8 protein-coding genes are annotated in these 12,085 nt (G+C 55.8%); 2 read left to right on the top strand and 6 right to left on the bottom strand.

Annotated elements, in window-relative coordinates; genetic code table 11:
* Positions 1-1,095: a hypothetical protein gene (locus FYC48_RS17655; RefSeq protein WP_149498042.1), complete on the top strand. Its 1,095-nt coding sequence runs from the start codon at positions 1-3 to the stop codon at positions 1,093-1,095.
* A gap of 770 nt (positions 1,096-1,865) precedes the next feature.
* Here the strand turns inward: FYC48_RS17655 and FYC48_RS17650 are convergent.
* Together FYC48_RS17650 and FYC48_RS17645 are read right to left on the bottom strand one after the other, a co-directional pair.
* Positions 1,866-2,225, bottom strand: a complete 360-nt coding sequence (locus FYC48_RS17650; RefSeq protein WP_149498041.1) for an oxidoreductase — start codon at positions 2,223-2,225, stop codon at positions 1,866-1,868.
* A 278-nt stretch (positions 2,226-2,503) separates the two neighbouring features.
* Positions 2,504-3,526, bottom strand: coding sequence for an NHL repeat-containing protein (locus FYC48_RS17645; RefSeq protein ID WP_149498040.1), 1,023 nt, complete (start codon positions 3,524-3,526; stop codon positions 2,504-2,506).
* 825 nt (positions 3,527-4,351) lie between these two features.
* Between FYC48_RS17645 and FYC48_RS17640 the strand changes: the two genes are divergently transcribed.
* Positions 4,352-5,368 carry a DUF1559 family PulG-like putative transporter gene (locus FYC48_RS17640; RefSeq protein WP_149498039.1) on the top strand — a complete coding sequence of 339 codons (1,017 nt, stop codon included), beginning with the start codon at positions 4,352-4,354 and terminating at the stop codon, positions 5,366-5,368.
* Positions 5,369-5,599: 231 nt separating this feature from the next.
* On the opposite strand, the gene FYC48_RS17635 is transcribed toward FYC48_RS17640, so the two are convergent.
* From FYC48_RS17635 to FYC48_RS17620, 4 genes are read right to left on the bottom strand one after another with little or no spacing between them, the layout of a single operon-like run.
* Positions 5,600-8,086 (bottom strand): suppressor of fused domain protein, encoded by a 2,487-nt coding sequence (locus tag FYC48_RS17635; protein ID WP_160149596.1) that lies wholly within the window; start codon positions 8,084-8,086, stop codon positions 5,600-5,602.
* Between the two features lie 39 nt (positions 8,087-8,125).
* Positions 8,126-9,064, bottom strand: coding sequence for an ABC transporter ATP-binding protein (locus FYC48_RS17630; protein WP_149498037.1), 939 nt, complete (start codon positions 9,062-9,064; stop codon positions 8,126-8,128).
* Between the two features lie 10 nt (positions 9,065-9,074).
* Positions 9,075-11,426 carry a hypothetical protein gene (locus FYC48_RS17625; protein WP_149498036.1) on the bottom strand — a complete coding sequence of 784 codons (2,352 nt, stop codon included), beginning with the start codon at positions 11,424-11,426 and terminating at the stop codon, positions 9,075-9,077.
* Positions 11,423-11,740 carry a MazG nucleotide pyrophosphohydrolase domain-containing protein gene (locus FYC48_RS17620; RefSeq protein ID WP_149498035.1) on the bottom strand — a complete coding sequence of 106 codons (318 nt, stop codon included), beginning with the start codon at positions 11,738-11,740 and terminating at the stop codon, positions 11,423-11,425. The genes FYC48_RS17625 and FYC48_RS17620 overlap by 4 nt, the downstream gene beginning before the upstream one ends.
* Positions 11,741-12,085 lie beyond the last annotated feature (345 nt).

Raw genomic sequence — 12,085 nt, 5'->3', positions numbered from 1 at the left:
ATGTCGCGCATCGCCGCGATCGCGCTTGCCTTCAGCACCCTGTCTATCAGTGGTATGTCCGCCGGCGTTACGTCCGTCGCACACGCGGCCACACTGCCGGCGATGCGGTTGCCCGTCTTGGTCACTGTTCCGGCAGCCGAAAGCATCGGGCTGCTCAGTGGCGCGGCGATCGCGAAAGCAGTCATTCGGTACTTCGGCAAAGAGGGGACGGAGGAAGCAACCGAGTTTTTGGCACGTAGCGGAGGTCGTGAGCTGGCCGAACGCGTCACGGCGACCGCCCTTCGCGAAGGCGGCGAGGAAACGACCGAGCAAGTCGCGCGGTTGGTTGCCAAGCATGGGCCTGATGCCTTGAAGGCACTCGACAACGCACCGCAGATTGGGCCGCTGATCTCGGCGCTCGATGAACTCCCCGAAGCCCAGGTCAAGGCCGCGTTGGCACGTTTGTCCGCCGGGGCGACCGGTCGAGAGTTGGCCGAGACGGTGATCAAGAGTGGCCCGCGAGCGCTGCGTAGCGAACTAAGGCACCCCGGTGTCGGTGGTCAGTTGACGCGATCACTCGGAGAAGACGGGACAAAGCTGGCCAGTAACTTGACGACCGATCAAGCGATCGCGGTGGCCCGGCATGCCGATGATTTGGCCGCCTTGCCCGCCGCCCAACGCCAAGGCGTGATGCGATTGCTGCACAACGACGCCGAGCGGATGGTTGCCTTCCTGGGGCGCTTCGCAGCGGCAAATCCCGGCAAGACACTGTTTACGGCCGCAACGACAACGATCGTGCTGGCCGAATCCGATCGCATTCTCGGCGGCGATGAAATCGTCTTTGATGCCGATGGGAATCCTGTCTTGATCAGCAAGAGTGGTTTGTTGGGACGGACGATGGAATCCGGTGGCAAGGCCTTGGGGCACGTCTCGGCGAACTTCATTCAGCCATTGTTTTATGCCGCGATCGCTTTCATCTTTTCCTTTGCCGCGCTCTTTCTATTCATCAAGTTGTACCACACGCATCAGCGTGAAAAACTGCTCACCTCGGGGGCATCGTTGTCTTCGTCAAGCGACGTCATCGAGGGAAAGAAAGCCGAACGGCAAGACAAGTGATGGTTCGGTCAGCTCGTTGTATGTGAGCACGTGGTGTGTTTGCTCGATATTAATTCGTGAGCCGACGGAGCTAGCGGCGGGCCTGTTCTCGTCTTGCGTTGCTTTAGGGTCAACCCATCAGCCGACGGGCGTTAGCCCCGGTTATTGCACCTTAAGGGTCAACCTATCAGCCGACGGGCGTTAGCCCCGGTTATTGCGCCTTAAGGGTCAACCTATCAGCCGACGGGCGTTAGCCCCGGTTATTGCACCGAAACCGTGGCTAACGCCATTCGGCTAATCTTTATTTCAAAGGTTGGCGAAGCACTGGTGGAGTCTTCTCGGCAGTGCCATTAGTAGTGGGCGAAGTTTCGTGGCGATCAAAGCAGAAGATCTTGCTCCACGTTTGATCATGGAACAATCGCCACCATATTAAAAAGCAGGTTTGCCGCAGAGAACGCAGAGATGGGGCCAAGGCAATCGCACGTTTAGATCTGATACCGCCTGTTCAAACGAAGCGACCTCGACCGTTATGAAGAAGACAGCCAAGCCAAAACGTAAGCCGTCTAGCAAATGTCGCTCGGCTCTCCGAGCCGACAGCGCATTCATCTAACGTTTACGGCTCGGAGATCCGAACGACATTAAAGCTCCAGCACGTCCTGCGAAATGCTCAGAAGCCCCACTCCGAATGGTGCCACACACGAATGGCACGGGATTAAGCGACAGGCACAGCACGTAGTGGGCTTAAGATTTTGATAGCGCAACCTGTGGTGAAAGCAAATGGATATGATTTCTTAAAACCCCCTTCCCCTTTCTGACTTGATGTGCCAAAGCTGTAAAAAGATCTTCCCGCCGTGTTTGTGAACGGTGTCGACGACCATCTTCCAACCTGCCTGCATCTCATCGGTATAGATACCGGGCGTTTCCGGCCACCCGATGCCCTGTTCAGAGATCGTCGTCGCTTCACTAATGATTAGCCCCGCAGACGAACGCTGCACGTAATACTCCGCCATCAGTTCGTTGGGAACGCGACTTACACCCGCCCGCGCCCGTGTGAGCGGTGCCATCGCGACACGGTTTTTCAACTCGAGCGACCCAATTTGCGTTGGGGAGAGCAGGTGTCGATCCGATGGTGTTTCGTGAATGGGGCTCATGAGGGTCTCGCTGGATTGATGTGGAGCCAAACGGCCGAGGGTGTTTGTGGACCGAGTGCCTACGAAGCGTAGAATGCCGTCTAGCGTCTGCGTCCATTGACGGCCCAACCTGTCGGCAGATAGATACCACGCCAAACGTCTGGGCTTACAGGCGGCTCAAAAAGTAGCCGTCCGGTGATAACCGCAGGCCGAATAGAAAGCTCACTTCGAATGACAAGTGAGCGAAGCCCAAGCGTGTTTGCCGGATTCTGTCGGCAATTGAAGTTGGCTTTAGGGCACTACCGACGCCGACGAAGCAAGACCGCCATCGACAGCCCCGCGCACAGCAACCCTGAACTGGGTTCCGGGATCGCCGTCACACCCACCCAGCTCACGAACAGGTTCCTGCTTCCGGCATTGCTGTCGGTGACCCGAAAGGACGTAAAAGAACCGAGCTGCTGATCGGTTAAAAAGACGCTGTCTTTGAGCTGACCGAAGGTAGCAGCGATTTCTCCCGTTTGATCGTTGATGTCGATGTCTCCGACATATCCACTGGTTTGCAACTGGATCGAATCGAGCATGGTTGATCCGTCACTTGAAAACCGAACCAACTCTCCCGAAGTGTTGCCGACAAAAATCGACCCGTCTGACGCAACATCGATCGAACGCCATTGATCAAATGAAATCGTGATCGAACGTAGGTAGTCACCACTTTCAGAATCGTAAACGTCGATCTGGTCCGAAACACGATTGTTGATCGTGTAGAGGTTCCCATGAACGTCCAAGTTAAGATCGTACGGGTTGTCAGTCGTTGGCGTTGCCGAATTCAGACGTTGAGCCGATCCGTTAAGCAAATTGAAACGAACAATGCCGCCTCCATTGGAGGCAGGCTGAGAATCGGTTGCGAACAGATAATTGTTGAACGCTTCCAGCCCACCGGTTGAAATAAATCCGTCAGTATCCCAGCCAGCAAATTCGATGGTTTCTTCCCAGCTGGCCGTTGGCGTCGCGGGGCTGATTCGCAGCAACTCCGATGGAGAATTATTGGAATTGTGAACGTAGACGGCTCCGTTCAAATACACCAAATCGCGTGCATGATCGGTGGAGCTTCCGGAAGCCGGGTCGGGCACCTCCTGAAACGTCTGAACGCGAGTTCCCGCGGTGGTGTACTCGGCGACATACGAGGGCGCCGTGTTTAGTCCGGTGAATTCGTTGATCGAAACGATCAGATTGCCGGTCGTCAGTTCGCCAGAAACGTCGTTGCTGATGCAAGAAAAGAGTAGGAAAAGTCCAACCAGCTTGGCCAATCCGCGTCGATGCATTCGTCCACCTCCATACAAAATCGGAACAGCCCGAATTGTAGTCACCGATCCCCTCAGTGTGAACAGAAACACCTTCACAACCACAGAATCTCTACCGAACCGCATCCAACTCCTGCATTGTCGACAAAGCGACAGTTGGACAACGATTGCGCCCAATCGCTAATGCCCTATTGCAGTACTCAGTTCAGCAAACAACTGCTCAGCTGAATGAGCTTTATCAACTGCAATATCGAAGCTATAGCCTTAGTCGATGATGCGCAAAGCAACGTGAAGCTCTTGCTTGAGGCGTCAGTTGTTTGAGCCATTGTGTTGCAGCACAAAGGGGTTCGGCACGAAATTTGTGATTCGCGATTGATCGGCCCGAGCTGCTCTGGTTGCTTAGCATTTCGAACGCTCTGTTTTCAATTGTTCGCCGTGACCATGGCCATTAGCGCCGCGTGAATACCGAAGCCACTTGAGCTTCGCTCGGCATGTTGTTCCCGGGAAAATGCCCGTTCCAACTTTCTAACATGGACCCAAAAGAGGCCTGACCCATTTTCTTCTTCGGAGGGTTTTTACGAGCCTTCCTCGTCTCGCGTTCTTGTGTTCTGGTTAATGTCTCTTTTTATCGTCGGCTTGGTCGTCGCATGCCTCTGGTTTGTCGGGTCTCGTCGCGGAAAACGATGGCGTGCTGCTCCACATTTGGTTGGAGTTACTTTGGCATTGTTCAGCTGCTCTGTTTCCACGCCCCGAGTATTCTCAGGCGAAGCAGCTATGAAAAGGCTTGTCGTCGTTAAATCTTGTGGCACCAGTCGGACCGTGGAGAGATTTTGGTGAGGGTGATTTATGCGTACTAAGCTCTCGAAAAGCCGGCAAGCAGCGGCTTTTACGGCAATCGAACTGATCGTTGCGCTTGCGATTCTAGCCATCGTTGTCTCTATTTCCCTGGTCGCAATCCAGTCGTCACGGGCGGCGAGCCGCGATGTGTCATGCAAGAATAATCTGCGGCAATTAGCTCTAGCTGTTCACCAATACGAGGAACAGTTCGGCAGTTTGCCCGCTTCTTACGGAGGCGTCGCCTCCACCTCGCCACGCTATAGCGGTAGAAGTGACGGGCCAATCCACGCATCGGGGATGTGGCGTATCCTTCCCTATCTCGGCTACGAACAACTCTCGCAATTGGTAAGATCGCTGAATGCACCGACCGGCTTTGTGTTGCAGGAAGGAGGGGCCAGGCGGCCCGATTCCACGGTCCTGCCTGTTTTGCACTGTAGCTCTGATTACGAGGAGGGGTTCGAAGGAACCAGCTATCGATTTTGCGCCGGTTCGACGCCATTCTCACAGGATCTTCCATCGCTCGGCCGTGACCTACAACCGAACGGTGCCTTTGGTTTCTTTGAGAGGTCGTTGTCCGCTGTCGAGGACGGGTTGTCCTACTCTGCGATGTTCTCCGAACGTCGGCTGGGGCATCAAGGAGCGTTTTTCGATGGTAAAGCCGATATCATTGGGCTGCCGCTCCACCCCACCCTTCCGTTGCAAGAACTGACTCACGAGATGTTTGGCGAACTGGCGGATCGCTTTGGAGAAACGGCCCCAGCGGAGTACTTTCCTATCAGCGGTTTGCGATGGCACTTCCCGGGAAAGTACTTTGTCTTATATGACCATGTCTTCGCGCCCGCGGAATCGGTCAGCGGAATGGTCAGCGGTTATAACACTCGATCCAGTGATGGAGCGATCGGAGCAGTTGGGGCGAGTTCTTATCACCGGGGGCATGCGAATTCCGCACGTTTGGACGGGTCGGTTGGGTCAACATCAAACGAGGTCGACATTCTCGTCTGGCGGGATTTTGGGAGCATTTACTAAACCAGATCGTCGTCTGCTTGGGGCGAGTTTGCGAACACTCGAAGATGGGATTAGCCGAATGCCGTTAGCCACGGTTCCTGTGCAATAACCTGGGCTAATGCCCGTCGGCTGATATCCGAAAATATTTAGTAATGCGACAGGCCGACTGCAGAGGTGCCGCCGGAAAGGTCTTTCTTGAATGCCGTGGATCTTGTAGCGAGCTGGCACCTCGACTTTGATTCGTTACGTAGCTTAACGGCGGAACCAGGCTTTGCGTTTGACGTAGCAGTCGCGCATGAGGTCGAAGTAGACCGTGTGATTGTTCTTCTCGAGTAACGACAAGAACTTGTGAATGCCGTTGGTCTCAATCAATTTTCGCTCTTGGTCGGTGATGGTCAGCAGCCAGAAAAGCTGAATCGAATTTCCGACATAGTCTTTTGCCGGGATGGGTTTGGAATCCGATTCGACCGTCGGTAACAAGTAAACCGCGTCCTGTTGTGGACTGCCCGACATCTCATCTTTGAGTTGGTTCAGGGTCGCCGTCGTGCCGATCGAGAGGCCTTGTTGACGCTGGTAGGGAGCTTTGGCAGCGGTTCGTAGGATCTTGAGGGCGGATTCATCGACGTGGGTCACGTAGAGCAACAGTTCGGCGCACACCGCACGCTGCCCGTTGGGCATCGCGATCGGATAGTCGCTCATGCCACTGGTGACCAGTGTTGTGTAGTCGCGCGAATCGTGGGGCCCGTGAATGGAGATATCAATCCGCATTGCCGCATCGCGATCTTCGTCGTAACGCAAGCACGGCCCAAATTTTGACTCATAGATCTGCTTGCGAAACTCAACCACCGATTCGTGCGAGTGTGTTTGCGCCGGACTCTTCGAATCTGGCGATTCGAAATCATCGGAATTGGAATCGGAGGATTCTTGCGGGGTTCCCGAGGTTGTGGAGCCTTCGCGAAAAATGTCCTCCCAGCTTTCCGCATGCAGCGTGCCCGTGGAAACTTCGTCTGAGTCCGGTTCGTGCTCGGTTTCCTGCGACGTCTCACGCCCGGACTGCATCGACTGAAGCGCTTCGGCGAGGGCCCGTCCGTCGTCCTGGCGACTGGAAGACGATGACGGAGGACTCGGTTCAAATTCCAAACGTTCTCGATCGAGATGCTCTGCCTCTGGGGGCAATGCCTCCTGATTACCTGCCTCTTGATTATCTGTGCTGAGGTGCCATGACGATGTCGCCGGCTTGGACGGAACAAACGGTTTCGCCGCAGTCGCGGTCCGCGGGGCGTTTCCGGAAGGCGAGGCGTTGCGGCTGGAGTGCTCCCGTTCAGCCTCGTCCGGTGCGGGTAGAACGGTCGGGGATGCCGGTTCTGGTGTCGCGGGGGCTTCGGGTGAAGCAGGCGTCTTTGCTTCCGCGGTGACCATTGCGTCTGTCGATGGCCGTGGCTGAACCGCGGAGGCGAGTGACGAACGATTGCCAGAAAGGTCACTACCGGGAACCTGTTCGGCGATCACGAGTTCGCGTTGCAGAAGTTCGTCTTCACGGCGAATCAATTCTGCTTCGCGTCGAGAAAGCGATTCCTGACGCGCGGCAAACTCGCCGAGAAGCTTCTTCTTTTCGGCCAGTAATTCATCGACAGAAATCGCGGCGGGGGCCGATTCGGGAGGCACCGTATCGGCTTCGTTGACCTTGTCTGCCTCGGCGGCGCTTGCAAAGGCTTCGGCTTGCTCTGCGAGTTCGTTTTTAAGCCGCTGCAATTCTTGCTTGGCCGATTCGAGCGTCGACGTTAACTCGGTGACTTGCTGGCGCGTCGCTTGTAGTTCGGTCTCGGTCGCTTGCGTTGCCTGTTGGGCCGACGCGATGTTTGCCGATTGTTCTTCGGCTTCGTCCTTGGCGGACTCCAGCGCCGTCGCCAGTTCAGCGAGTTGCTGCCGTAGCGATTGAATTTCCGATTCCAATTCGCTTTTTGTTTCGGAGGCTGACGCGGCGCTGGCGACTTGTTCGTCTAGCTCCTGTGCTTTGGCAGAGAGTTGACGTTGGAGTTCGCTCACCCGTTCGCCCAAGTCCCGTTTTTCGCTCTCGAGTTCGGTTTCAAGTTGCGAGAGTTGCGACTGAACTTCGCCGAGTTGTGACTGTTGTTCGGCGAGCTGGGCTTGTTGTTCGGCGAGTTGGGATTCCGCCTGTTCGGCACGCTCGATCGCCGCTTGTTCTTTTCCGGCAAGCTCGGATTGTTGAGATTCGAACTCCGCCCGCTCGATATCGAGTTTCTGTTCCCGTTCGGTCAGGTGTTTGGAGACCTGGTCGAGTTGTTCCTCACGCGATTCGATGACTTGCAGTCGATCGTCGAGTAACTTTTGCTGTTCTTGGATTTGGCGTTCGCGGGCGTCGAGCTCTGCTTGCCGTTTTTCGGCTTCAGGATTCGGCGCGTCTTGGCCGGACGACTCGGCAGAAGGCGTGGACGATTCCGTCGTCTCTGGATCGATGCCAGATTGGGGGCCCGATTTGGCAGCGCCGTCCTGGGCGGCATTGACTTTGGCGGCCAGATTGCTGGCCCGAATTTGTTGAACCGCTTCGTCGGGGAATTTCAGGCCCGGGATGGAGATGGCGGTGACCCATTCATGTTCGCCGTCGCCGATCCCGGCGTTCGGGCGAATCGCACCGGCGTCAACGTAGCGTTGTAGCTGTTCGATCGTGTATGGCCCGCGTTTTCCGCTTTTTGTTTTGATGAACCATTTTTCTGACATCATCCATCCGGCTTGATTGTGATTTCGTTCGCCGCATCCCTACATCCGGGTGCTGGTCCCTTTGGTGAGGGCCATGAAGGCGGATTCAAGGTCGAGTTCCTCTTCGGTGAAACCACGCAACGCAATCCCGTTTTCGATCAGCAGTTGGGGGAGGTCGCTGTAGTCATCGACGTCAGGCTTCAGGACAACGCGGACGCTTGCATCGCCAGGTTCGCAGTCCTGGACTTTGTGGTGCCCGATCAACTGATCAATGATACGTTGCATTTCGTCGGGGCGATTCGGTGTGACGACCAAAACCGTGTGTTCGCGAACCATACGGATCACTTCGGTGACTTCGGCGTTCTGTTTCAATTCGCCACGATCGATAATACCGACTTTGTTACAAACGTCCGCCAGTTCGGGGAGGATGTGACTACTGACAATGATCGTTTTTCCCATCTCGCCGAGTTTACGAAGCAGGTTGCGCATTTCGATCCGGGCCCGTGGATCGAGACCACTGAGCGGTTCATCAAGCAACAGGACTTGCGGATCATGAAGCAACGTGCGGGCGAGTCCCAAGCGTTGGGTTTGCCCTCGGGACAGCGTGTTGGCGAAGGCATCTCGTTTGAAATCCAAGTCAACGATTTCCAGCATCTCGTCGACGCGATTCTTGCGATCTTGGCCGTTGATCCGATACGCGGCGGCAAAGAATTCCAGGTATTCGACGACGGTCATGTCGTCATAGACGCCAAAAAAGTCGGGCATGTATCCGACCAAACGGCGGATTTCCTTGGGAGCGGTGTGGACCGAATGGTCGCACACGTAAGCCTCGCCATGGGTCGGTTCTAGTAGCGTTGCGATAATTCGCATCGTGGTCGTCTTCCCAGCACCGTTGGGGCCGATGAAGCCAAACAGGTCACCCGGTTGCAGATCCAAGTCGATGCTTTTGATGGCGAACGCATCGCCATATTTCTTTGTTAGGTCGACGGTCTTGATCACGATTTCAAACTCACGGGGTCAGCAATGTCGAGCGAACGGGCAATACGACACGTACCATGGATAACACTTTCTCGGTCTCGACCGATGCGATCGGGCGTGGTTCCTCTGTCGATCGGTCAACAAGGTTCATTTGGACAAGTGGCTGTTCGGTCTTGGCAACTAGAATGCAGCGGTTGTCCAGCAGCGTTTCGGAGAGATCTAAATCACCCAAAATGTCATGCCGCAAGCCGGTGTAAAGTTTTCCGCCGGCGGCTTGGTGAAACAGCAGCATATCGGCGACCCGCTCGATGTCACCAAAATCCGCGGGAGACCACGGTGTTGATTCGGTCGCGCTGTCTTCCAGCGAAACTTTGCGTGTCAGTCGCCAGCGAAAGTTCCGTTGACGAACATTTTCGATTGATTTGACGGGTTTGCCGGCGGGCACACGTGTCGGCAACAAATAGACGGTGTTGCGATAGATCAAGACGGCGTCGATCAAGTCCACCGTCAGCGGGTTAACGAAATCGCCACGCAGTAGATCGCTTCCTGGACGTCGAATGACCGGGGTCGCACCGGAGGTGTCCGCAGCAAAGTACTGCTTCGACGCGATCGACTTGCTACTTCGTGGCGCGATCGTCACCTGTTCGATCAGCGACTCGGCGCCATTGGTGTTGTTGTTTGCATCGTTCGGTTGACCGCCATTTGCCGGGATCACTTCGTAAGGCAGCAGGCTACCGTTTTCGCCGACCAATTGAATTCCGCCGAAAACCTTTCCGGGGTATCCAAACGGATAACTGATCGATTGAGTTCGATGATCCGAATCGGTCTGGATCATCTTCGTCAATTCGTCTGATGGTCGGATCGCCACATCGGCTTTGATCGGATGATGGGTGTAGATCGATGACCACAGAAACGATCGTCCCGCGCCGTCGACGAAATCCAGGTCGGTGATTTGGAACTGATTGGCCCGAACCAGCGAAGACGTTGGTGATTGGGGATCGTTCACATCGGCACGCGGGCTCGACTGCAGGATCAAGAAAACGCTTAGAGCAATCGCAAACACGGGAAACGTGACCCAACCCAACAGCGGTTTGCCGAGTACGCGATTGATCAAAAGATAATCGAGCGGCCCGATGGCGGCGATCAAGATCAGAACGATCAACGAGACGACTGAAAAATCGAATTGCCGTTTGACATCGAATTGGTCCAGCACGCCACGCATTTGGCCGGCTAAGTCATTAAAAGTCGTCGAATTATCGGCGGACGAATTGCGGTCGTTTTGTTCGGTGAATAAGTCGCCGATCGCTTGTGTGACCAAACTCATCCGTTCGGGCCATTCGGCAAACAGCGGCGATTCCAAGTCTGCGGTGATCGCGGTGATCTTGCCCAGCCCGATCGCGTATTCGGCGATCAAGACGGCCGACACCCGGCGGGTGGTTCGGCCGAGCAACAGCGGCTTTCCGTCGCGCCGTGGGAGTTTGATGCCGCGAAACACATCCAGGGGGGTTTGGCTGCTGGTGTAGGTTTCAAATGCCGCAGGATCGTAGCGATTCAATTCGACTTCATCGATCGGAAGCAAGCTTATTAACCAGGGGGCGGCGTCGAGCAACGCCTGACTTTGTTCGCCGAGCGACACGAAGCATCGTCCACCGCTGCGGATCCATCCGACAAACGCGTCGGACTGGCGATCGTTCATCTTGCCGACCACGTCGAGTCCTGCGGCGTTGATGATGACTAAGTCAACGCCGTCGTAGCCGAGTTGCTGATGGGGGAGGCTACCGGCGGAATCGATTGTCGTGACTGCGATTCGAGCCAGTTTGTCCGTCAAGACGTTAGACGTACCGAGCGTTTCAATGCCCAATGCGTCTCCGATCGATACGACCCAGGGCATCGACGGTGGGATCACCGAGGGGCCGCGAGCTGGGTTACCGGATTCGGGTAAACGAGCTTGCGCGACTGTGGTGAATTGACCATCGTCGAGCCGTCGTACAGCGACGGGTGCTGCTTCCGAACCAGCGTTGATCAGGCCCAACTCCTGCTTTCCATCGGCGATCGGGAGGACATCATCGTTATGGTACCGCACCCGAACGCCATCGCCGTCGAGAGTTTCGAGGACGATCGGTCCATCGATGGTATTCCGCGGACCGGCAAGCCGGACGGTTGTCATGTGTCCGAGCCGGTAATGTCCGTTGATGCCGAACGACAGGACGGGCTTGGATTCTGCGGGCGTTGACCCCGGATCGGCCACCGATGCTGTCTCGGACTTGGCGGCTGAAGACGAGGCTGAGGAGTCTGGATCCGACTGTCCGAAAGCGGCTGAGACGGAAGCGAATAGCAACACGAGGGTGAGGGCGGCCGCGCGGCCCAGCGAGTGATACGTCATGGTTTCTCCGAATCGGGGCACTCGCAAACCAGCTTGGAACAACCGGGGCACCCGCTGCCGTATTTCGCCGTTAACGCGGCGTTCAAATCGATGTCGGCGACGTTGGCGATGGTGGCCAGCCAAGCAATTACATCGGCGAATTCCTCGGCCAGATTCTCGCGGTCGTTTCCCCTCAAGGCGGACGACAATTCTCCGACTTCTTCCATCAGCCACATGAAGGTGCCTTCCACCCCACGCGCGACGTCTTTGTCGTAGTACATTTGGCGGATGTGACGCTGGAGGTCTGCGATCGAAAGCTCGTTTGGTTGATTCATGGTGACTTCGCAGGCGATTCGGTCCACGCGTTCGATCGCCGGAGTGTTCGGCAGAAACTCTTGGCAATCCTCTCGACAGAAAAGCTCGCCAGAAAGCTCGACAAGGGGTGGATGTTTGATTTCGGCCCGATTGTAGGGGGCAAACGAGGAATTCGCGATGGGCGACCACGGGGCATCTGCACGGGAATCGGCGGGAAACGCTTTCGCAAACCGCATCCCGCCTGTTAGATTGATCGTGCTCAGAATCGGTCAGGAAATTCGATTTAGGCATTCGTACAGCGCGCGGGGGCATTTAGTTCCCCGATCGACGTCGATTTGTTCAAGAAACCGAATTTTGGCCAGCGA

Source organism: Roseiconus lacunae, from assembly GCF_008312935.1.
Taxonomy (GTDB): Bacteria; Planctomycetota; Planctomycetia; order Pirellulales; family Pirellulaceae; genus Stieleria; species Stieleria lacunae.
The sequence above is the reverse complement of the archived record's forward strand: the minus strand, read 5'-3'. Positions and strand labels throughout refer to the sequence as shown.

Excerpts from the sequence above, each read along its gene's own strand:
- FYC48_RS17650 (WP_149498041.1), bottom strand. The coding sequence starts at position 2,225 with ATGAGCCCCATTCACGAAACACCATCGGATCGACACCTGCTCTCCCCA.
- FYC48_RS17620 (WP_149498035.1), bottom strand. The coding sequence starts at position 11,740 with ATGAATCAACCAAACGAGCTTTCGATCGCAGACCTCCAGCGTCACATC.
- FYC48_RS17625 (WP_149498036.1), bottom strand. The coding sequence starts at position 11,426 with ATGACGTATCACTCGCTGGGCCGCGCGGCCGCCCTCACCCTCGTGTTG.
- FYC48_RS17640 (WP_149498039.1), top strand. The coding sequence starts at position 4,352 with ATGCGTACTAAGCTCTCGAAAAGCCGGCAAGCAGCGGCTTTTACGGCA.
- FYC48_RS17645 (WP_149498040.1), bottom strand. The coding sequence starts at position 3,526 with ATGCATCGACGCGGATTGGCCAAGCTGGTTGGACTTTTCCTACTCTTT.
- FYC48_RS17635 (WP_160149596.1), bottom strand. The coding sequence starts at position 8,086 with ATGTCAGAAAAATGGTTCATCAAAACAAAAAGCGGAAAACGCGGGCCA.
- FYC48_RS17655 (WP_149498042.1), top strand. The coding sequence starts at position 1 with ATGTCGCGCATCGCCGCGATCGCGCTTGCCTTCAGCACCCTGTCTATC.